The sequence below is a fragment of the Amycolatopsis sp. WGS_07 genome, assembly GCF_045278895.1.
Taxonomy (GTDB): domain Bacteria; phylum Actinomycetota; class Actinomycetes; order Mycobacteriales; family Pseudonocardiaceae; genus Amycolatopsis.
The window spans coordinates 1,968,878-1,989,289 of the sequence record NZ_CP136053.1 but is presented as its reverse complement, the minus strand read 5'-3'; the positions used below and the strand labels follow the sequence as shown (position 1 = coordinate 1,989,289).

The window sequence follows — 20,412 nt, the reverse complement described above, 5'->3', positions numbered from 1 at the left end:
GGAGACTCCTCGTCGTGGTGGTGGCTGGTCAGCGGAATCCGGGGCTGGTCGGCGGCTGTCCCATGAGAACCGCGCCGGCGGCGTCGTGGATGGCCGGGCCCAGGAACGCATGCTGCTTGGGTACCAGTGCGTCGCCCTGAAGTCCACGCAACGGGTGCGTCGCGTAGATCGGCGCGGTGCCGGAAATCTCGACGAGCTTCGAAACCACCTCGGACGACGTCTTCGCCAGGTGCGCGGCCGAAAGCCGCAGCTGGGCGTTCTGCTCGTCGCTGGCCTCGTCGCCGGAAACGACGGTTTCCCAGACCTCGTGGCTGACCTCGTAGAACCAGGCGCGGGCGGACCGCAGCGCGGCTTCGGCGTCGGCGTACCCGGTGCGGTAGTAGCCACGGTCGGCGAGCTTCGGCGCACCGGTGACGCCGGTGTAGCCAGCGCCGACCTCACGCGCGTGGTCCAGCGCCGCACGCGCGACACCCGCGCCGACGATGGCGAGAACCTGTGCGGCGTAAGCGATCGTGGGGTAGTGGTAGAGCGGCTCGTCCACGGTGGGCGCGCCGCCGCGGATGAACGTCCACTCACGCGGGACCTCGACGTCGCGTACGACCAGGTCGAACGACCCGGTGCCGCGCATGCCGACGACGTCCCAGTCCTGGACGATCTCGACCTGGTCGGGACGCAGCAGCGCGGTGCGCGGTTTGCCGCCGGTCGACTCGTCGCCGGGGATGCCGACGCCGAGGATGTCCGCGCCCATGCAGCCGCTGGCGAACTTCCAGCGGCCGTCCACACGGAAGCCGGTTTCGGTCGCCGGGGCGGGCTGGACCGGGAAGAGACCGCCGGCGAAAGCGACGTCCGGACCGTCCTTGTACAGCTCGGCCTGGGTGTCCAGCGGGAGCGCGGCGAGGTAGATCAGCGAGGAGCCGAAGCTGGCGACCCAGCCGGTCGAACCGTCCACTGTGGAAATACGCTCGATCAGGCGGAGGAACTCGGCTGGCGGAAGCGGCTTGCCGCCGAACTTCGCCGGGGTGCTCGCCCGGTAGATGCCGAGCTGCTTGAGCCGTTCGATGAAGTCTCGCGGCACGTAGCGCTGCTGCTGGAACTCGTCCTTGCGCTTGGCGAGTTCGACGAGCACCTCCTCCATGGTGACTTCGCTCATCGATGCTCCTCGGGAACGGGCGGTGCGGTCGCCCCGACGGTACGAACCTCGCCGCCGCGCGGGGATTGGTAGTGCCTGAGCGGGCGTAGGGGATTTCTTCAGTGCGAGCCGTCAGCCAGGGGCTTTACCCTGAGCCGATGGAGGCAGACCCGCGCGCGCCCGAGCTGACGACGCACGATTTCGTCGCGATGCTCAACGCCAGCCGCACGTGCGTGCTCGTGCACGACGGCGCGACGAAGAACATCCTGTGGGCCAATCCGGCCGCGTGCGAGATGCTCGAATGGAGCGTCACCGAGCTGCGGCCGTTGAAGGCGAACCACATGAGCAGCTCCGCGCAGCAGTACGACCGGGTGATCGGGCGGGCGTGGCTGCAGGAGGCCGTCGACAAGGGGGTCAGCCGGATCGAATGGCATTACCGCACCAAATCCGGCCGGGTGATCCCGACCGACGCGGTGGCCACGCGGGTCGAGCTGGAGCAGGGCCCGGCGGTGATGGTGCAGTTCCGCGACATCGAACGCGAGCAGGAAATCGAGCGTGAGCTGCGGCTGACCACGTCGTGGGTGGACGCGCTGGCCCGGCACACGTCCGCGCTCGCGGTGATGCTCGACGCGTCGGGCGCGCTGCGGTTCGTCACCGATTCCGCGGTGGAGCTGTTCGGCGCGACCCCGGACGAGCCGCTCGGCTGCCTGACCGACCACGCGGGCCTGCGCCTCGACGGCCGTCCGGCCACCTGGGACGAGGTCCGCGAACGGGCCGCGCCGGGTACCCAGGTGCGGCTGGAAATCCAGGGTCGCGTGTGGCTGGAGGGAAGCGTCGAACGGCTTCGCGAGCCTGGTGGGGACGCGTTTCTGATGCTGCTCTACGACGTGTCCGAACGCGTGCGCGGCGAGGTCCGGCGGGAGCGCGAACTGCACCGGGAGAACTACCTGGCGCGCTACACCGCGATGGGCGACATGGCGATGGCGATCGCGCACGAGCTGAGCCAGCCGCTCGCCGCCGCGGGCAATTTCCTGGCCGGGGTGCGGTCGCGGACGCTCGATGCCGCGCCGGTCGTGTACGGCATCGACAGCGCTGTCCGGCAGATCGAACGGGCGAGCCAGATCGTGTCGTCGGTGCGGGCGTTCGTCGGGCATCTGGAGCACGTGGAGCAGGTGGCCGACCTCAACGAGATCGTCGAGGAATGCCTGTATTTCGTGCGGTTGCGCGCCGAACCGGCCGCGATCGACGTGACCTTCGAGCGGTCCGCCGAGGCGGTGCCGGTGCACTGCGAACGCGTGCTGACCGGCCAGGTCGTGCTGAATCTGTGCTTCAACGCGATCGAGGAAATGGCGCAGTGCCCGCAGCAGCGGCGCAGCCTGGTGCTCACCACGCGCCGCGAAGGCGACACCGGCGTGGTCACGGTGGACGATCGCGGCCGCGGCTTCCCGCGCAACCCGTTCGACGAGTCGTTCACCGCGAAGGAGCGCGGCAGCGGCATCGGACTGGCGCTGAGCCACCGCATCATCACCCGCCAGCACGGGACGATCTGGGCCGAACACCGCGCGGGCGGCGGTTCGCGGTTCGGCTTCGCACTGCCCGCGACCGGCCCGGGTTAGGAATTCTTCAGCTACGCCGGGGAAGTTCTCGATATCCCGCCGCCGGTGCGGCTTTGTACGGTCGAGGCAGTCCAGGCCCCAGTACTAGGAGGCACCGTGTCCGAGCTGACCCGGACCCAGCGCGAATTCCGCACCGCGATGGCCAACCTCTCCGCGGCCGTCAACGTCGTGACCACCGCAGGCCCGCACGGCCTCGCCGGGATGACGGTGAGCGCCGCCTGCTCGGTCACCGACAGCCCGCCGACCGTGCTCGTGTGCGTCAACCGGTCGAGCCGGTCGCACGCGATCCTGGTCGGCAACGGCCGGGTCTGCGTCAACGTCCTCGGCCCCGGCCAGGAGGACCTGGCGATGCACTTCGCCGGCGCGACGAAGGTGCCGACCGCCGAACGGTTCGAGCAGGACTGCTGGGACCTCGACAGCGAGGACGCCCCCGTCCTGCGCGGCGCGGCCGCCTCGCTGGTCGGCCGGATCGTCGCCGAACAGGAACACGGGTCGCATTCGGTACTGTTCGTCGAGATCGAGAAGGTGCTGACCGCGCCGGACAGCGGGGCTTTGGTGTACTTCCAGCGCCGCTTCCACCGGCTCGCCGCACTCAGCGCCTGAGCGAGGAGATCCCGTGGACCGGATGACTCTGACCTGCTACAACGACACGCACGGCTACGGCTGGCGGCACGTCGACCTGTTCGTGCACGACGAGCACGGCCGCGAGCTGGACTGGGTGCACTGGCAGGCCCCCGCCGACGGCCCGGAAGCCGCCGACGAGGCCACCGCCCGCGTCGAGCCGCTGCTGCGCCGGACGTCCGACTGGCGGCACGCGGTCAGCGCGAGCGGCATGGACTACTGGACCGCCGACGCCGCCTGGACCCAGCCGTGACCGCCCCGTGGTCGTTGCGCGCCCTCGTCGCCGACCTCGCCGCTGGCCGGACGACGCCGGAAGCCGCGCTCGCGGAGGCTCGCTCGCGGATCGCTGCCGCTTCATACGACGCCTGGGTTTCGTCGGCTTACGAGCCTGTCTCGACGGGTCCGCTGGGTGGGGTTCCGTTGGGCGTCAAGGACATCATCGACTTGGCCGGGCTCCCGACCCGCTGCGGTTCGGTACTGCGCGAGGATGCCCCACCGGCCACTGTGGACGCTTCGATCGTCCGTGAATGGCGTCGGGCCGGAGCGGTGCCGATCGGCAAGACGGTCACTACGGAATTCGCTTTCTTCGCGCCCGGCCCCACGAATAACCCAGCCGCGCCCGGCCACACGCCCGGCGGCTCCTCCAGCGGTTCCGCGGCCGCCGTCGCCGCCGGACACGTTCCGCTGGCGCTGGGCTCGCAGACCGCCGGCTCGGTCACCCGACCGGCCGCGTTCTGCGGGGTCGCCTCGCTGGTCATGAGCCGGGGCCGGTTCCCGGTCGACGGCGTCACCGGCCTGAGCCCGAGCCTGGACAGCCACGGCATGTTCACCGCGACGGTTTCCGACCTGGCGTTGGCCTGGTCAGCCTTGTCCGGCAAACCGGAGGCGGCTGTTTCGACGCCGCGCTTGCTGGTGTGGTCTCCCGAGGACGCGACCCCGGCGATGCAGACCGCGCTTCGCACGGCGGTTTCTGGACTGCGCGCCGCCGGTGCCGTGGTCGACGAATTCCCAGACCCGGCGCTGGTGTCCGCCTTGACCGCCGCCCACCCGGTGGTGATGGCCTACGAAGCGGCGCGGGAACGTTCCGTCGAGCTTGCCTCCGCAGACCGGCTCAGCGCTCCGTTGGCGCAACTTCTGCGTACTGGCGCGGAGATGCCGCGTTCGGAGTACGAAGCCGCGCTTGCCGTTGTCGCCTCCGGTGCTTCGCGGCTGGCGGAGATCACGACCGGCTACGACGCAGTGCTCGCGCCCGCCGCACTCGGCTCCGCCCCCGCAGGCCTGGGCGCGACCGGCGATCCGGTTCTCAGCCGCCCTTGGCAAGCGCTGGGCCTGCCGGTCGTCGCCGTGCCCGGCCTGCGGGACGAGGCCGGATTGCCGCTGGGACTGCAACTGGTCGGCAGTGCGTTAGGCGAGTCCGCCCTGCTGGGCACCGGCCGCTGGGTGGAGACGTCGCTCAAACCGTGACGCGATGAGTGAGGATGTCGCGGACCAGCGTCCCGAGGCTGTCCGCCGACGTCTTCGCCTTGATCCGCGCTCGATGCACGTCCACGGTTTTGACGCTGGTGCCGAGCCGATGCGCGATCGCCTGGCTCGGCATCCCGTCGACCACCAACCGGAGCACCTCGCGCTCCCGCTGGGTCAACGTGTCCAGCCGCGCCCGGACCGCCTGCCGCTCCGCATGCTCGGCGAACCGCCGGCGGGCCTCGATGAGCTGGGTCTGGACCACCTCGACCATGCGCTGGGCCTGGTAGGGCTTCTCCAGAAAGTCGACCGCTCCCGCGGTGAGCGCGCGGACCGACATCGGGATGTCGCCGTGCGCGGAACAGAAGATCAGCGGAGCCGGACAGTCGATTTCCGCGAGCTTTTCCTGGAGCTGAAAGCCGCTGATCGCGGGCATCCGCACGTCGACGATGATGACCGCGGGCTCGGCCGGATCGAACTCGTCGAGGAAGGTCTGCGCGTCCGGATAGGTCAATGCCTGCACGCCGACGCTCTCCAGCAGGAACACCAGCGACTGCCGCAAATCCTCGTCGTCATCGACGACGTGCACCACCGGATCGTCGCTCATGGCTTCATCAGCACCGAGGCCGACGGATAGTCGCTGGCCCAGCCCTCGGGCAACGGGGCGATGAAGACGTTTTCGGTGCGAGTACGGGTGATCCGCCAGGTGTCGCCTTCGCGGCGGAACGCATTGTTCAACCGGCTGGACCGCAGCAGCGCCTTCCCGTCGGAGAACAGCCACGGCTGCATGTGGATCCATTGCCCGGTGGCTTCGTCGCCGTCCACGTGGATTTGCTCGGAGGTGAGATAATGCGCGTTCAGCAGAAGTTCGGGATCCTTTTTCTCGCCCCAGAACCGCTGAAAATGCGCCCGGATGGCGTCCGCGCCCTCGGCCCGCCCGAACTGCCCGTCGTAGTACTCGCCGACGCCCTCCCACACCGCGTCGTCGGTGTAGAGCGCCATGATGAGGTCGATCCGCTCCTCGTCGCCGCCGACGCCGAACTCCGGGCAAGGCGTGTCGCAGAGGAACATGTACCGCGCCTGCACCCGCCGGATCTCCGCCTCGGCCTCAAGCACTCCCACCCGCCGAACCAGCCCCGCGACGGTTTCCTCCAGTGCGGCGATCCGGTCCTGGGGGTCGGACGTTGCGGCGTGCTCGAGAGACATCGTTTTCCTCACCAGGCGGTCGTGACGGTTGGTGCTTCGGTGCCGGGTCTGGCCTTTCGGTGCGGTTTTCGGCCCGTTGACAGGGTAACCGGACCGCTCCCGTGGCGTCGGCAGGTTGTTGCTCAGCCTCTGCCCAGGCCGGAAGGGTTGTCAATCGAATCGGGGAGTTATGCGAGGCATGTTTCAACAGGCTGGCGCCGGTTATCAATTCCGTGCCTGTCCCGTACCTCCCGTACCTTTGCGCCGCGCGCCTCTGCACCCCTGCGCCGCGCGCCCCCTGTATCTCTGCGCGGCGTGCCTCGGTGCCGTGTATCCCGGCCGTCAGCCCCGAGCGCCCGCGCCTGAGAACCCCGCCAGGCCTGGAACACCGAGGGCCCCCGCCTCCGCGCCGATTATGCGGCACTCGCCCGGTCCGCGATACCGTTGCGCTATGCGCGTTTCCACTGGTGCCAGGCTCAGGAGCCGGCCATGAGCGGGCCTCAACGAGCCGACGCCCGGGAGAACCGGGAACGGATCGTCGAGATAGCCCGCGAGGCAATTGCCGGTTCGGGAGAACTCCGCCTGAACGCGATCGCCAAGTCAGCCGGCGTCGGCCAGGGGACGCTCTACCGGCATTTCCCCACTCGCGAGGACCTGCTGGCCGAGGTGTACCGGCAGGAGGTAGAGGAGCTGGTCGCGCTCGCCCCGGAACTGCTGACCGCCCACGGACCGGTCGACGCGCTGTCCCGCTGGTTCGACCGGATCGCCGAATACGCGCGAGTCAAGCGTGGCGTCTTCGCGGCGCTGGAAACCGCGGTGTGGAAAGGCCTGTCCGAAGAAAGCCACGGCCCCCTCGGCGACGCCATCACCCTCCTGCTCGACGCCGGAAAAGCCGAAGGAACCATCCGCCCCGACATCGACGCTCGAGACTTCTTCATCCTGTCGGGCTACCTGACCCGCCTGGACGAGGACGAGTGGGATTCCCGCGCTCGGCATCTCCTGGACGTGCTGCTGCAGGGGGTTCTTGCCCGCTGACCGCGTCCGGCGGGCTAGGGAGACAACGGATTCCCGCGACGGCCGGGTTGCGGGCGCAATGCGAGCGTCCCAATGCGACAGCCGAGGTGGACCTGGCGACCGTTGTCAGGCGGGCGCGGTCGAAAGCGACCATCTAGGCGCGGCCGGGGGTGGAACGCGCAGGCCGCGGGGCGGTGGGAGACGCGTGACACGGGTGCACTCCGCTGCGGGCCTGTTGCCAGGCGGGCGGGGTCGAAGGCGGCCATCCCAGCTCAAGAGGTGCCATGCTGCGGCGGGCGACGCGAGTGTTCGTGTGGCCGCTATTGCCAGGGCGGGCGCGGTCGAAAGGTGGCTTTCTCGGTGTGGCAGGTGTGGTGCGAGGGCCGGGCTGCGGCGGGCAACGCGAGTGCTCCGGTGTGGTTCGTGCGGCCGCTGTTGCCTGTGCGGGCGCGATCGAAAGGCGGCCATCCCGGCGCAGCAGACGTGCGGCGGCGGGCAGCATCGCGAAGCGAGCGCAAGATGCCATCGTCGTGACTATTGCGAGACAAGCGCAGCGTTGCGACCGCAGAGCGCGGACAACTGCTGGAAGTTACGAAACCTCAGCGCCAGAACCAGCCGAGGGTTGTGGCGTCGGAGTTGGTGTCCATATTGGACGGGCCGCTCGCGGATGCGTCCGGCCCGGTCCCCCAGATTTCCCCAGTGATGGTGCTGTCGGTGTTTCCGTTCAGGAGGCGACGGCCAGGCGGACCCGGCGGTCGCGGGCGTACGAGACCAGTTCGCGGACCTCGTCGGTGGTGATGATGCGGACAGCGTCTTCCAGGATCTCCGCCGTGGCGACCTGCAGCGGCCAGGAACGCAGGCCGGGAGCGGGTTCGTGCCAGAACCACTGGCCTTGGGCGAGATCTTCGGCGGCGACGGTTGGTTCGTCGGTGTTCATGCCTGCAGCCTAACTGGCACCACCGACAGAAAATCGCTCTACCGGACATCCCGGGACAACCCCGTAGGAAGCGCAAGAAGTGAACGCGGGTTCGGCGATGGTTCATGCTGGTCGGGAGGATATGGGAGGACCACCGGGTGGTGTGGGTCACGTGGAAGTTCGGAGTAAGGGGTGAATTCGGTGAGTGGGAGTGACCGTACGAAAGCAGGGGTGACCTGGTCGCTCTCCGGGACGGCTCAGGCGGATTTTGCACGGCCGGGCGGCCTGCCCTAGGCTTCGCCGGTCACCGCGCACACACCGGGGGTTTCCGGGACGAGAGGAACGGTGCGAATGGCTTTGCGCGACCCCGAGGCGTACCGCGATATCGACCTGCCGACGATCCTCCGGATGGAGCGGCGGCTTCCCTGGTACGGCTGGCCGCACCTGCCGTTGGGGCTGCTGGTCTGCGTGTCCGCGATCCTCGCCGCGTACCGGGTGCCGGTTTCGTATCACCTGACGACGGCGTTGGTCGCGGGCAGCGGGGTGGTCGGCGGGTTTTCCGGATACGGCTGCGGGCTGATCATGGTCAGCACGCCCGATCTGGTCCAGACCGGCGCGCTGCACTGGCGGCGCACCCGGGCGCTGCGCGCGTTGCTGATCGTGCTCGGCGGGCTGTCCGCGGCTTCGATGGCGGTCGTCGTGGCGTGCCACATTTCGTTGCTGGCTGGGGCGACTGATCAGCATCCGTTCCGGCTTTCGGTGCAGGCCGGGCTGTATCTGGTGCTCGTGGTCGCCAACACGGTTCTCGCTGGGCTTGAGGCGTGGCAACTGTCGAAGGTGTTGCGCGCGCCCGTTGCGGAGGTTGCCGCGGAGCAGGCTGGGCCGGTGCGGGTTCGGCTTGGCTGAGTGTCTACATCGGACTCAGCGCCTGCGCAGCAGTACCTCTTGAGTCACTGAGGCGACCAAACGTCCGTCGGTGGTGAAGAATTCGCCGTGGGTCAGGCCTCGGGTGCTTGCGTAGCTTGGGCTTTCCATGTCGAAGAGCAGCCATTCGTCCGCGCGGAACGGGCGGTGGAACCACACCGCGTGGTCCAGCGAGGTCAGCTGTGGTTCGCCTGGGTCGTCCCGGTGCGGCAGCAGGGCGGTGCCAGCCAGGCGGATGTCGGAGATGTAGGTGAGCGCGCAGACGTGCGCGAGCGGGGCATCCGGCAGCGCGTCTTTCGCCCGCACCCAGATTTGCTGACGCGGACCGCGGCCGGTGTCGGGCAGGCCGGTTTCCGGGTTGCTGACGAAGCGGACCTCGATGGCGGACAGGACGATCGGCGAGCGGTCCTGTTCGACGACGCCAGCCTCGTCCGGGGCGGGGACGTCGGGCATCCGAGCCTGGTGCGCGCTGCTTTCGGCCTCGGTCTGGAACGACGCGGACAGGCTGAAGATGCTTTCGCCGTTCTGGATCGCGACGACCCGGCGCGTGGTGAACGAACCGCCGTCGCGGGTGCGTTCGACCTCGTAGATGATCGGCATGTCGGTGCGGCCGCCGCGGATGAAATAGCCGTGCAGCGAGTGCACGTGCCGCGCCGTGGGCACGGTCGCGCCGGCCGCGGTGAGGGCCTGCGCCGCGACCTGACCGCCGAACGCCCGCTGCGGGGAGCCCTGGTGGCACCAGCCGCGGAACAGGTTCAGCTCGAGCGGTTCGAGCTTCAGCAGCTGGTCTAGCCCGGCCCGGGTCGGATCGATCGTCGTCACCCGGCCAGTCTAAGCGCCTGCTCAGCTGGTCTGCGGGCTGAGCAACGACGCGACCGCGGCTGGATCTTCGACGTGCGCGTTGTGCCCGAGCCCAGGCAGGACCACTGCCTCGGGAACGAGGGCGCGCAGCTGCTCAGGGCGGGACATCGGATCGTTTTCGCCGGTGGCGAGCATCACTGGGCAGCGTGCGTCCGCCAGCAGCCGCGGCATGTCCGGGCCGCCGGCACCGAAGACGGGCGGGTCCAGCGTCAGCCGCCAGCCGTCCGCGGTTTCGGTGATGCCGTCCGGGTCGGCCGGAGCCAGCCCGGTCAGGCCCGCGACCTTCAGGTACGCGGTCTCCGCCTCCTCTCGAGTGTCGAAAAACTTCGGCGGACGGGCCGCCAGCGCCGCGGTCCGGGCCAGGTCGTCCTCGCTCCACTCCACCTTGATGCCCACCGCCAGCACGCTGCTGACGTCGAGCCCGTAGCGGCCGCTCGCCAGTTCCAGCGCGACGACACCGCCGAGCGAATGGCCGAGGACAACGACCGGACCGGACTCGTCCAGCGCGTCGGCAACCGCGGCCGCGAGCGTCTCGAACGAGTACTCGGGCAGCCGTGGCGAGCCGCCGTGTCCGGGCAGGTCGGGCACGAGCAGTCGCTGGTCGAGCAGGCCGGTGAGGCCGTCCCAGACCGCGCCGGTGGAACCGAGCCCGTGCAGGAGCAGGACCGGTGGTTCGCCGTGTCCGGTGACGCGCAGCTTCAGCTTTTCCACCGGACGGATCTTTCCGCAGGCGGTGGTCTCGGGGCTAGGGTCGGAACGTGTCGAGTGCTGTCATCGCCGACCCGGACACTTACGTCACGGGCGTTCCCTACGACCTCCTTGCCCGCCTGCGCCGCGAAACACCGGTGACCAGGATCGGCGACTTCTGGGCAGTGCTGCGCCACTCCGACGTACGGCACGTGCTTCGCACCCCGGCGGTGTTTTCGTCGCAGCTCGGCGGCACCCAGATCCGTGACCCGGCCACCGCCGAGGACCTGCGGTACGTGCGCCGGATGATGCTCAACATGGACCCGCCCGAGCACGGCAGGCTGCGCGGGCTGCTCACGAAGGCGTTCACTCCGCGCGCGATCAACCGGATCACTGAGCGGATCGAAGGCTGGGCGCGGGATCTCGTCGCGGCGGTCGCCGATCGCGGCGAATGCGATTTCGCCAAGGACATTGCCGCCGACTTGCCGCTGCTCACACTCGCCGAGGTGTTCGGCGTGCCGGAGCGGGACCGCCGGTTGATGTTCGACTGGAGCAACCGCGTGATCGGCTTCCAGGACGCCGAATACGCGGTGAGCGCGACCGTCCGCGCCGACGACGTCACCGACCTTGCCCGCGCCGCACTGGCCGTGCGCCCGGAACCCGGCCCGGACGGCCAGATGCCGGATCCGCGCAGCCGCGCCGGAATGCCGGATCTCTACGCCTACGCGCACGCACTGGGCGAGCACAAACGCGCGCATCCCGGCGACGACGTGATGAGCAACCTGATGCAGTACGTGGACGACGACGGCGGCCGGGTGTCGATTGAGGAGTTCGAGAACCTTTTCTGGCTGTTTTCCGTGGCGGGCAACGAAACCTTGCGCAATGGCTTGCCCGGCGGGATGGCCGCGTTGCTCGCGCATCCCGAGCAGTACCGCAAGCTGCTCGACGACCGGAGCCTGCTGCCCGGCGCGGTCGAAGAGATGCTGCGCTGGCACACGCCGGTGATGCACTTTCGCCGCACCGCGACACAGGACACTCGACTGTCCGATGTGGACATCAAGGCCGGGGACAAGGTCGTGGTGTGGTTTTCGTCGGCCAACCGCGACGAGACGGTCTTTCCCGATCCGGACGTGTTCGACGTGACGCGCGCGCCGAGCGAACACCTGACGTTCGGCCACGGTCCGCATTTCTGTCTCGGTTCGCACCTCGCGCGGGTGCAGATGCGAGCGTTGTTCGAGGCGGTGTTCGACCAGCTCGGCGAGGTCCGCCTCGCGGGCGAACCCCGCCGGCTGCGGTCGAACTTCCAGAACGGGCTCAAGAGCCTCCCGATCCGGTGGGACTGACTGGGTCAGCCGAAACCGACCATCGAGAGCCAGCGGTCCAGATACGCCGTGTCGCCGGTGCGATCCGCGACCTCGGCCGTCAGCCTGCCGTAGACCATCAGCAGCAGGTCGCCCAGCGGCGCGGACGCGGTGACCGCCGCGTTCTCCGGCGGGCCCGGATGCCAGGCCAGCTGATCGCCGGTGAGATCGACCGTCCACGACATCGCGTGGTCCGTGGGCGCGAGGTGGATCGTGCGGTCCGGGCCGAGCAGTTCCCGGCGTTCGGGGACGTGCTCCAGCAACAGCGGCAGCGACCCGAGTTCCAGCCATTCCTCCATCGCGTCGTGCGCGACTTCCGGCGTGACGGTGAATTCCCCGCCCGCCGCCAGCGTCGCGTCGGCGCGGTGAATTAGCGTCTCGTTCATGAACCGGCGCGCGTAGAACGCTGCACGCGGCGGCCCGTTCGGCACCGGTGTGAACACCTCCGCGTCCGGACCCGCTTCGCGCAGCGTCGCGACCAACGTCTTCGCGCCGTCCACAAGCCAGGACGCTGGCCTCGGGCTGTCGACCGGATTCCGGAGCGCGTCGTCCGGCAGCCAATGGTCGGCCCGGGTACGCACGGTTTCCTCCGCCCACCGATGACCGGTGCTGACGTGATCGAGCAGCTGGCCCAGGTTCCACTCCGGGCAGGCCGCTACCCGCACGGCCCGGTCCGCGCCCTCGACAGCCGCGGCGAGCAGTTCCGTCTGCCGCACGATCTCCGCGCAACGCTCGTGGAAGTCCATCCGATGTCCCCTCCGGTTCAGATCCGCTGACACCGGACAGTCGGAGCCGGCACCGCCATCCCGACATCGCGGCCGGAGAAAATATCCGCGGGTTACTCCACGCTCCAGGCGTCTCCCCATTCCGCGTCGCGGGCGGCGCGGTACCGCACGCCGTGCCGTTTCGACACGACGGTGCCTGGTGCGAGTCCGTCGACCGTGCACAGGTCGAGCTGCACGAACCCCTTGTGCTTGCGCGGATGCCGGATGATCCGAGCCGACGGACGGTCGACCGGTGCCGACGTAGCCGCCACATACGAGAACTTCTCGTCCTCGAAGCCCAGTGTGCCGGACTTGATCCGCCGGTGCACCCCGCTCCGGGGCAGCCGGGCGGAGAAATGGCACCAGTCCTCTCCCAGCTTGATCGGGCAGGCGTCGTCGTGCGGGCACGGCGCCACCACGCTGCGGCCCATCTCGCGCAGCACTTCACGAGCCGCGCGGATCCGCGCGAACCCCGCCGGGGTGCCGGGCTCGATGAGCACGACCGTGCCCGCCTTCGCGGCGAGCCACTGGACGACGTCGGCACGGCCGCGTTCGGGCAGCTCGCCGAGGACGTACGACAGGGTGACCAGATCAGCCTCCGGCGCGGCTGACGCGGAATCGACCAGTCCGCGCTGCCAGACCGCGGTGCGGACGGCTGGCTCGTCGGAGTTCGCCGCCAGCTTCCGTCCCAGCGCCAGCGCGGCCGCCACCTGTTCCAGGACAGTGCACTTCTCCAGCGACGGCCAGACGTCGGCCGCTGCCCACACTGCCGCTCCGGTGCCGCCGCCGATGTCGACGTGCGTCTTCGGAGCGAACCCGGGCGCGGCGGCAGCCACCTCGCCCAGCACGGAGCTGACTGCCGCGTACGTCGCGGGCATCCGGTACCCGGCGTATGCGGCGACGTCCAGCTCGGAGGAGAGGATCGGCGACGTCGCCGAGTCGCCTTGTCGATAACGCTTGCTGAGCCGGTCCACGGCCTGCGCGAGCCGGGACTCGGGGAACTGGGCCAGCTCGTCGTCGAGGGCGGCGCGGAGAGGTTCGGGGAGTACTGCCACGGACACCGATTCTCCCATGCCTGTTTTGTCCGCTGAAGCTCGCCTGACCTGCTAGTTTCACGACCAGAAAAAAGTTCGAGAACCTTGTCGATCCGGCTGTGGCCCGTTCGACGCATGGGTGAAAGCAAGCCGAGAGCGAAGGGGAACCGAAGATGCGATTCATGGTGATCATGAAGGCCAGCGAAGAGAGCGAAGCGGGCCAGCTGCCCAGCACCGAGATGCTCGCCGAGATGGGCAAGTTCAACGAGGAACTCGTGAAGGCCGGCGTGATGCTCGCGGGCGAGGGGCTGGCGCCCAGCTCCGAAGGCGCCCGCGTGAAGTTCTCCGGAGACAGCGAGCCGAGCGTGGTCGACGGTCCGTTCGCCGAGACCAAGGAACTGATCGCCGGGTTCTGGATCCTCCAGGTGCGTTCGCTCGAGGAAGCGGTGGAGTGGATCAAGCGCGTGCCCAACACCGACGGCGCGCACCACGAGATCGAGATCCGGCGGATCTTCGACGCCGAGGACTTCGGCGACAACCTCACCCCGGAACTGCGCGAGGCCGAAGAGAAGCTGCGCGAGCAGGCCGCGCAGAACTGATGCGGTTCATGGTGCTGGTGAAGGCCAGCGCGGAATCGGAAGCCGGAGCCCCGCCGAGCGCCGAACTGATCGAGCAGATGAACCAGTTCAACGCGGAACTCGCCGCATCCGGCCACCTCGTGCAGACCGCCGGGCTGACGCCCAGCGCCGAGGGTGCCCGGCTGCTGTGGTTCGAGGGGGAGGCGGAGCCGAACGTGGTGGACGGTCCGTTCGCCGAGACCAAGGAACTCGTCGCCGGCGTGTGGATTCTGGAGGGGGAGTCGGTCGCCGAGATCGTGGAGCTGATGAAGCGAGCGCCCAATCCGGACCGGCAGGCTGGCACGATCGAGATCCGCCCGATGGTGGACGCCTTGTGACTCCGCGCCCGTCCGAGGGTTGCCTCGGGCGGGCCGGGCCGGTCTGATGGGCCGGTGGACACGCGAAGTGCGGTAGAGGCCGTTTGGCGGATCGAGTCGGCGCGGGTGATCGCCGGGCTCGCGCGGATGACCCGCGACGTGGGCCTCGCCGAGGAACTGGCGCAGGACGCGCTCGTCGCCGCGCTCGAACAGTGGCCGGAGACCGGGGTGCCGCGCAATCCCGGCGCCTGGCTGATGACGATCGCGAAGCGCCGCGCCATCGACCTCTTCCGCCGCAACGAAACCCTCGGCCGCAAGCTCGACGAGATCGGCCGGGAGGCCGAGCAACTCGGCGAGGGTGTGCTGCCCGACTTCGACGCGGTGCTCGACGAGGAGCAGATCGAGGACGACCTGCTGCGGCTCGTGTTCACCGCATGCCACCCAGTGCTGTCCACCCAGGCGCGGGTGGCGCTCACGCTGCGCATGCTCGGCGGGCTCAGCACCGACGAGATCGCCCGCGCGTTCCTGGTGAAGGAATCCACTGTCGCGCAACGCATCGTGCGGGCGAAGAAGACCCTCGCCGACGCCAAGGTGCCGTTTGAAACCCCGGTCGGCGACGAGCGGGTGGCACGGGTGCCCGCGGTGCTCGAAGTGATCTACCTGATCTTCAACGAGGGCTACTCCGCGACGCGCGGCGACGACTGGATGCGGCCCGCGCTGTGCGAGGACGCGCTGCGGCTCGGCCGGGTGCTGGCCGGTCTGATGCCCGGCGAACCGGAAGTGCACGGCCTGGTGGCGCTGATGGAAATCCAGGCGTCGCGGTCGGCGGCGCGCACCGGCCCGAACGGCGAGCCGGTGCTGCTGATGGACCAGGACCGCAGCCGCTGGGACCGCCTGCTGATCCAGCGCGGCCTCACCGCGCTGGCCCGGTCCGAACGGCTGGCGGACGGCACGTACGGGCCGTATTCCGCGCAGGCCGCGATCGCCGCCTGTCACGCCGTGGCGGTGACTCCCGACGACACCGACTGGCCCCGGATCGCCGCGCTGTACGCGGGTTTGGCGCAGCTGATGCCGTCTCCGGTGATCGAGCTGAACCGGGCCGTCGCGGTCTCGATGGCCGAGGGACCGGAAGCCGGGCTGGTGCTGGTGGACAAATTGCTGACTGAGCCTGCGTTGAAGAATTACCACTTGCTGCCGAGCGTGCGCGGCGACTTCCTGTACAAGCTGGGCCGCCGGGACGAGGCGCGCGCCGAGTTCGAGCGCGCGGCGAAGATGACGGGCAACGAACGGGAGCGCGCGCTGCTGCTGGAGCGGGCCGAGTCGTGCAGCAAGCTGGAAGCGGGAACGAAGTAGCTGGGCACCGTGCGGTGCGCGAGTGATCGACATGCCGGCAACGGTCCACCACCAGCCCGACAATTCCCGGGCCCGCACCCCGCCATCCCCAGGGTTGTCCACAAGTCGACATGCCTGTGGATAACCTGTTTCCGCTGGTAGCAGCTACGGAAACAGGCCAGCCAACCCGATCCGGTGAACAGTCTCAGCGGTTCCGGACGTACCCCAGCCGCATCGACAACGCCGCCGCGGTCCCGGCCACCGTCGCGCCCAGTTCGTCCGCCCGCCGCATCACCCGAGGCGCGGGCCCAGCGACGCTGATCGCCGCGATCGGACGGCCCGAGTGGTCCCGTACGGCCGCCGCGACGCAGCCGACGTCAGGCTCGTTTTCGAGGTCGTCCACGGCCCAGCCGCGCCGACGGGTGCGCGCCAGCTCGTCCAGCAGCCGGACCGGGTCGTTGATGGTCTTCAACGTGAGGCTGTCCAGCTTCATCCGGCGCACGCGCTCCACCCGATCGGCCTCCGGCAGCGCGGCGAGCCACGCCTTGCCCAGCGACGTCGCGTGCTGTGGCCGTCGAGTGCCGAGGCGGCAGGCCAGCGTGACCGCGCTGGCGCTGCGTTCGGTCGCGACGTAAACCATCGCGTCGTTGTCCGGCACCGCGAGGTAGGTCGTCTCCCCGGACCGCTCGGCCAGCGCGGTGAGATACCGCGGCGCGCAGCGGTGCAGATCGGTCGCCGCCATCGCGCGGGCGCCCAGCTCGACCAGCCGGGTGCCGAGGCGCACGCGTCCGGTGACGGTGTCCGCCTCCAGGTATTCCAGCCGCTTCAGCGTGCCGACGATCCGGTACGCCGCGCTGCGCGACAAACCCAGTTGCCTGGCAAGCGCGTTCGTGGAAATTTCCTGGTGCTGCCCGACGTGTTCGAGCACCGCGAGCCCACGCTCCAGGGTGCCGCTTTGGTCCAGCCCGCGTGCTGCTGCGTCCACGTTCGCCCTCCGCCTGTCGCTCTGCGTTCCCGGTCACCGGTGCGTGGTGCCATCAAGCGGGGTTGGACGCTAACACCTCCGATGTATGGACGGAAGATCTTGACCGATCCCTGTCAGACTGCAAGGTCAAGGTTGCGCCGAATGGTTCAACCTCCGATCGGTAAGACTGCTTACAAAGGGTAACGGAGACTGGAGTCACCCTCTCAGGAAAATCACAGCGCTTGTGCCGCACGGTTTGCGTGATGTCCACACGTCTGCGCACCCGGGCGTCGGTCGCCGCCGGGCGGCTGACCGCGTGGTTTTCGCGTGCCTCCGGACTGGGCCGCGGCGGGGTGATCGGCGGCCGCGTCACGCTGCGGCTCGACCCCAAGGCGCTGCGCAGGCTCGGCCGCGATCGCACGGTCGTGATCGTCACCGGCACGAACGGCAAGACCACCACGTCGCTGATGCTGACCCGCGCGCTCGAAGCGCTCGCCGAGGTCGCGCACAACGGCGATGGCGCGAACATGCCCGACGGTCTGGTGGCCGCGCTCGCCGCCCGCCCGGACGCGCCGTACGCGGTGCTGGAGGTCGACGAAACCTACGTTCCGTGGGTGGCCGAGCAGGTGCAGCCCGCCGCGCTCGTGCTGCTCAATCTCAGCCGGGACCAGCTCGATCGCGTCGGCGAGGTGCGGATGATGGAGCGTGATCTCCGCGCCGCGTTCGCCGGGCTGTCCCGCACCGTCGTGGTCGCGAACTGCGACGACGTCCTGGTCACGTCCGCGGCTTCGGCGGCGGCGCGGCCGGTGTGGGTCGGCACTGGACGGCGCTGGTCGGGCGATTCCGTCTCCTGCCCGCGATGCGGCGGCGCGGTCACCCACACCGAGCGCGAATGGCGTTGCGCGGCGTGCGCCTTCGCCCGTCCGGAGCCGGCTTGGGCTCTCGATGGTGACCTGGTCACCACTCCCGGCGGCCGTCGGGTGGACCTCGACCTGCGGCTGCCTGGGGACGCGAACCGGGCCAACGCCGCGCTCGCGCTCGCTGCCGCGCACTGCGTTGGCGTGCCGCCGCACACCGCTGCGGCCCGGTTGCGCACGATCACCGACATCGGCGGGCGCTATCGCACGGTCCGCCGCACCCGGCATTCGGTGCGGCTCATGCTGGCCAAGAACCCGGCTGGCTGGGCGGAAACGCTGCGTGTGCTCGACGAGGACACCCCGGTCGTCGTCGCGGTCAACGCGCACGAGGCGGACGGCCGTGACCTGTCGTGGCTCTGGGACGTGCATTTCGAGCGGTTGCGGGGCCGTCAGGTCGTCGTCGCCGGCGAGCGGTCGGCGGACCTCGCGGTGCGGCTTTGCTACGCCGAAGTGCCGCACTGGTCGGCTCCGGACCCGGTCAGCGCGATCGACACGCTGCCGCCGGGCGGCGTCGAACTCGTCGCGAACTACACCGCCTTCCGAGACCTGGTCGACCGGTTGCCCGATGTCTGACTCGACCGTCGGCATCGGCCTCTTGCTGCCTGAAGTGCTCGGGACGTACGGCGATTCCGGAAACGCGCAGGTGCTCTGCAAACGCTTGCAGTGGCGCGGTTACGACGCCGAGGTGGTGCCGGTTTCGCTGGACTCCGAAGTACCGTCCACTTTGGACCTCTACCTGCTTGGCGGCGGCGAGGACATGGCTCAGGTGCTCGCCGCGGATTTCCTACGCAGCGCGTCCGGGCTGCGCAGCGCGGCGGACGCCGGACGGCCGGTGTTCGGGGTATGCGCTGGCCTGCAGATCCTGGGCACGCGCTTCCGCGGCGTCGACGGTGTCGACCACGACGGGCTGGGGTTGCTCGACCTCGTCACCGGGCCGTCCGAACAACGCGCGGTGGCCGAGCTGATCGTCGAACCGAACCTGCTCGAGACGCCGTTGACCGGCTTCGAGAACCATCAGGGCGCGAGCGTGCTCGGTCCGGGCAGCGCGCCGCTGGGCCGGGTCGTGCGCGGCACTGGCAACGGAGATGGCACCGAGGGCGCGGTCACCGGTCATGTCCTGGGCACTTACCTCCACGGTCCGGCGTTGGCGCGGAATCCTGAGCTGGCTGACCTGCTGTTGTCGTGGGTGCTGGGCCACGCGCTGAAGCCGTTGGACCTGACTGAGGTGGACACGCTGCGCTCGGAACGGCTGGCCGCGCGCCGCGCACGATGACGTCACTCTCTGCTCGTTACGCTGCGTACGTGAGACTTCTCGCTGCCGCAGGTGTCCGTATGCGGACAACCGGGGTTGCCGTGCTCGCGCTCGCGCTGGCCATCGCGACCGCGTGTGTCGTCGTGGTGCTGTTGCTGCAGCAGTCACTCGACCGAAGCGTCACCGAGAGCGCGCGCAGCACCGCGCGGCAGGTTGCCGTCCAACTCGTGCGCGCGGGCGCGCGAGACCTGTCACCGAGCGACGTCGCGAGCACTGGTGACACTGAAGCCGTCACGCAGGTCCTCGGGCCGCGAAGCACGCCTATCGCGAGCGACCCCGCGATCGTCGGCCGTCCGGCTATCAGCGGCGCGCGCCCCGCTCCGGGGCAGGAGACCGTCGAGACGCTGCCTCTCGGTTTAGACGGCGACGCCAGCGACTACCGCTTGGTCTCGGAAGGCGTCAACGGCCCAGGCGGACCGTTCATCGTCATCTCCGCACGGTCGCTTGAACCAGTCACCGAAGCCTCTGCTCGGCTCACGCTGTTGCTAGGGCTGATCTCGCTGCCGCTGCTCGGTATCGCCGGCTTCGCGGTGTACCGCTCGGTTGGCTCTGCACTGCGACCGGTGGAGCGGATGCGACGTACAGTCGCCGAGATCTCGACACGCGACCTCGCCCTGCGCGTACCGCTGCCCCCTGGCGGCGACGAGGTACACCGGCTCGCTGTCACGCTCAACGAGATGCTCGAGCGTCTCGGGTCCGCGCAGGCCGCACAACGCCGCTTCGTCGCCGACGCGAGCCACGAGCTGCGCTCGCCACTGTCGACCATCAGCACCGCGCTCGACGTTTCGAGCCAACATCCCGAGACCACCGACGAACTGGTGCCGGTGATCACCCGCGAGACCGCGCGGCTGCGAGAGCTGGTTGACGACCTCCTGATGCTCGCGCGCACCGACGACGCCACCGACCGACCCGCAAGCACCGAAGTCGATCTGGACGACATCGTCCGCGCCGAAGCTGAACGCGTACGCGGCGAAGCAGCTGTAGAGATCGAAGTGCGCGCGGGACCGGCGAAGGTGCGCGGCAGCGAGGCGCAGCTGCGTCGCGCCGTACGCAACCTCGTCGACAACGCGTGCGGCCACGCGCGCGAGCGGATCCGGATCGCGAGTTCGGTGCAAGATGAGATGGTCGTCGTGGAGGTGAGCGATGACGGCCCGGGCGTCGCCGAGGAGGACCGGGAGCGAGTGTTCGAACGGTTCGTGCGGCTGGACGCGTCACGACGGCGCGGCGGCACCGGACTCGGACTGTCGATCGTCGCTGGCATCGCGGCCCGGCACGGCGGCCGCGCGCGGTACGTCGACGTCGCCGACCCGAGCTATCCGGGCGCGCATTTCGTGATCGAACTGCCGAGCATCGAATTGCCCCTGATCGAGGAGGACTGAG

22 protein-coding genes are annotated in these 20,412 nt (G+C 69.5%); 13 read left to right on the top strand and 9 right to left on the bottom strand.

Annotation, left to right across the window (positions count from 1 at the left end):
* Window positions 1-28 precede the first annotated feature (28 nt).
* Complete coding sequence (locus tag RPX00_RS09235) at window positions 29-1,150, bottom strand: acyl-CoA dehydrogenase family protein (RefSeq protein ID WP_406639050.1); 1,122 nt, start codon at window positions 1,148-1,150, stop codon at window positions 29-31.
* A 137-nt stretch (window positions 1,151-1,287) separates the two neighbouring features.
* Between RPX00_RS09235 and RPX00_RS09230 the strand changes: the two genes are divergently transcribed.
* The 4 genes from RPX00_RS09230 (at window position 1,288) to RPX00_RS09215 (ending at window position 4,830) form a co-directional block, all read left to right on the top strand.
* The gene (locus tag RPX00_RS09230) at window positions 1,288-2,745 is read left to right on the top strand and encodes an ATP-binding protein (protein ID WP_406639048.1); all 1,458 of its coding nucleotides are present in this window, start codon (window positions 1,288-1,290) and stop codon (window positions 2,743-2,745) included.
* 96 nt (window positions 2,746-2,841) lie between these two features.
* Window positions 2,842-3,348: a flavin reductase gene (locus tag RPX00_RS09225; RefSeq protein ID WP_406639047.1), complete on the top strand. Its 507-nt coding sequence runs from the start codon at window positions 2,842-2,844 to the stop codon at window positions 3,346-3,348.
* 22 nt (window positions 3,349-3,370) lie between these two features.
* A complete protein-coding gene (locus RPX00_RS09220) occupies window positions 3,371-3,619 on the top strand; it encodes a hypothetical protein (RefSeq protein ID WP_406642843.1) in 249 nt (82 codons plus the stop codon).
* A complete protein-coding gene (locus tag RPX00_RS09215) occupies window positions 3,616-4,830 on the top strand; it encodes an amidase (RefSeq protein ID WP_406639046.1) in 1,215 nt (404 codons plus the stop codon). The genes RPX00_RS09220 and RPX00_RS09215 overlap by 4 nt, the downstream gene beginning before the upstream one ends.
* Here RPX00_RS09215 and RPX00_RS09210 read toward each other — a convergent pair.
* Both RPX00_RS09210 and RPX00_RS09205 read right to left on the bottom strand, forming a co-directional pair.
* Window positions 4,820-5,434, bottom strand: coding sequence for a response regulator transcription factor (locus RPX00_RS09210; RefSeq protein ID WP_406639045.1), 615 nt, complete (start codon window positions 5,432-5,434; stop codon window positions 4,820-4,822). The two genes, RPX00_RS09215 and RPX00_RS09210, sit on opposite strands and share 11 nt — an antisense overlap.
* Window positions 5,431-6,033, bottom strand: coding sequence for a nuclear transport factor 2 family protein (locus tag RPX00_RS09205; RefSeq protein WP_406639044.1), 603 nt, complete (start codon window positions 6,031-6,033; stop codon window positions 5,431-5,433). Before RPX00_RS09205 ends, RPX00_RS09210 begins: the two co-directional genes overlap by 4 nt.
* Before the next feature lie 468 nt (window positions 6,034-6,501).
* Here RPX00_RS09205 and RPX00_RS09200 point away from each other — a divergent pair, with 468 nt between their 5' ends.
* Complete coding sequence (locus RPX00_RS09200; protein WP_406639043.1) at window positions 6,502-7,047, top strand: TetR/AcrR family transcriptional regulator; 546 nt, start codon at window positions 6,502-6,504, stop codon at window positions 7,045-7,047.
* 703 nt (window positions 7,048-7,750) lie between these two features.
* On the opposite strand, the gene RPX00_RS09195 is transcribed toward RPX00_RS09200, so the two are convergent.
* Window positions 7,751-7,963: a hypothetical protein gene (locus tag RPX00_RS09195; protein WP_037354589.1), complete on the bottom strand. Its 213-nt coding sequence runs from the start codon at window positions 7,961-7,963 to the stop codon at window positions 7,751-7,753.
* A gap of 330 nt (window positions 7,964-8,293) precedes the next feature.
* On the opposite strand from RPX00_RS09195, the gene RPX00_RS09190 reads away from it, so the two are divergent.
* The gene (locus RPX00_RS09190; RefSeq protein WP_406639042.1) at window positions 8,294-8,848 is read left to right on the top strand and encodes a hypothetical protein; all 555 of its coding nucleotides are present in this window, start codon (window positions 8,294-8,296) and stop codon (window positions 8,846-8,848) included.
* Between the two features lie 15 nt (window positions 8,849-8,863).
* Here RPX00_RS09190 and RPX00_RS09185 read toward each other — a convergent pair whose 3' ends face one another.
* Together RPX00_RS09185 and RPX00_RS09180 are read right to left on the bottom strand one after the other, a co-directional pair.
* On the bottom strand, window positions 8,864-9,688 hold the full coding sequence (locus RPX00_RS09185; RefSeq protein WP_406639040.1) for an acyl-CoA thioesterase: 825 nt from the start codon (window positions 9,686-9,688) through the stop codon (window positions 8,864-8,866).
* 21 nt (window positions 9,689-9,709) lie between these two features.
* Complete coding sequence (locus RPX00_RS09180; RefSeq protein ID WP_406639038.1) at window positions 9,710-10,438, bottom strand: alpha/beta fold hydrolase; 729 nt, start codon at window positions 10,436-10,438, stop codon at window positions 9,710-9,712.
* Window positions 10,439-10,485: 47 nt separating this feature from the next.
* On the opposite strand from RPX00_RS09180, the gene RPX00_RS09175 reads away from it, so the two are divergent.
* On the top strand, window positions 10,486-11,757 hold the full coding sequence (locus RPX00_RS09175) for a cytochrome P450 (protein WP_406639037.1): 1,272 nt from the start codon (window positions 10,486-10,488) through the stop codon (window positions 11,755-11,757).
* Window positions 11,758-11,762: 5 nt separating this feature from the next.
* On the opposite strand, the gene RPX00_RS09170 is transcribed toward RPX00_RS09175, so the two are convergent.
* The gene (locus RPX00_RS09170; RefSeq protein WP_406639036.1) at window positions 11,763-12,521 is read right to left on the bottom strand and encodes a maleylpyruvate isomerase family mycothiol-dependent enzyme; all 759 of its coding nucleotides are present in this window, start codon (window positions 12,519-12,521) and stop codon (window positions 11,763-11,765) included.
* A gap of 92 nt (window positions 12,522-12,613) precedes the next feature.
* Window positions 12,614-13,612 carry a small ribosomal subunit Rsm22 family protein gene (locus RPX00_RS09165; RefSeq protein WP_406639034.1) on the bottom strand — a complete coding sequence of 333 codons (999 nt, stop codon included), beginning with the start codon at window positions 13,610-13,612 and terminating at the stop codon, window positions 12,614-12,616.
* 134 nt (window positions 13,613-13,746) lie between these two features.
* Between RPX00_RS09165 and RPX00_RS09160 the strand changes: the two genes are divergently transcribed.
* Genes RPX00_RS09160 through RPX00_RS09150 form a run of 3 tightly spaced genes read left to right on the top strand, consistent with a single transcriptional unit; the run spans window position 13,747 to window position 15,860 of the window.
* The gene (locus tag RPX00_RS09160) at window positions 13,747-14,172 is read left to right on the top strand and encodes a YciI family protein (protein WP_406639032.1); all 426 of its coding nucleotides are present in this window, start codon (window positions 13,747-13,749) and stop codon (window positions 14,170-14,172) included.
* Entirely contained in the window at window positions 14,172-14,528 is a 357-nt protein-coding gene (locus tag RPX00_RS09155; RefSeq protein ID WP_406639031.1) for a YciI family protein, read from the top strand. The genes RPX00_RS09160 and RPX00_RS09155 overlap by 1 nt, the downstream gene beginning before the upstream one ends.
* Before the next feature lie 54 nt (window positions 14,529-14,582).
* Window positions 14,583-15,860, top strand: a complete 1,278-nt coding sequence (locus RPX00_RS09150) for an RNA polymerase sigma factor (protein WP_406639029.1) — start codon at window positions 14,583-14,585, stop codon at window positions 15,858-15,860.
* 184 nt (window positions 15,861-16,044) lie between these two features.
* On the opposite strand, the gene RPX00_RS09145 is transcribed toward RPX00_RS09150, so the two are convergent.
* Complete coding sequence (locus RPX00_RS09145; RefSeq protein WP_406639027.1) at window positions 16,045-16,824, bottom strand: IclR family transcriptional regulator; 780 nt, start codon at window positions 16,822-16,824, stop codon at window positions 16,045-16,047.
* A gap of 242 nt (window positions 16,825-17,066) precedes the next feature.
* On the opposite strand from RPX00_RS09145, the gene RPX00_RS09140 reads away from it, so the two are divergent.
* The 3 genes from RPX00_RS09140 to RPX00_RS09130 are packed head-to-tail and all read left to right on the top strand — an operon-like array spanning window position 17,067 to window position 20,411.
* Entirely contained in the window at window positions 17,067-18,293 is a 1,227-nt protein-coding gene (locus tag RPX00_RS09140) for a MurT ligase domain-containing protein (protein WP_406639025.1), read from the top strand.
* On the top strand, window positions 18,286-18,993 hold the full coding sequence (locus RPX00_RS09135) for a type 1 glutamine amidotransferase (RefSeq protein ID WP_406639023.1): 708 nt from the start codon (window positions 18,286-18,288) through the stop codon (window positions 18,991-18,993). The genes RPX00_RS09140 and RPX00_RS09135 overlap by 8 nt, the downstream gene beginning before the upstream one ends.
* A gap of 59 nt (window positions 18,994-19,052) precedes the next feature.
* Window positions 19,053-20,411: an ATP-binding protein gene (locus tag RPX00_RS09130; protein ID WP_406639021.1), complete on the top strand. Its 1,359-nt coding sequence runs from the start codon at window positions 19,053-19,055 to the stop codon at window positions 20,409-20,411.
* Window position 20,412 lies beyond the last annotated feature (1 nt).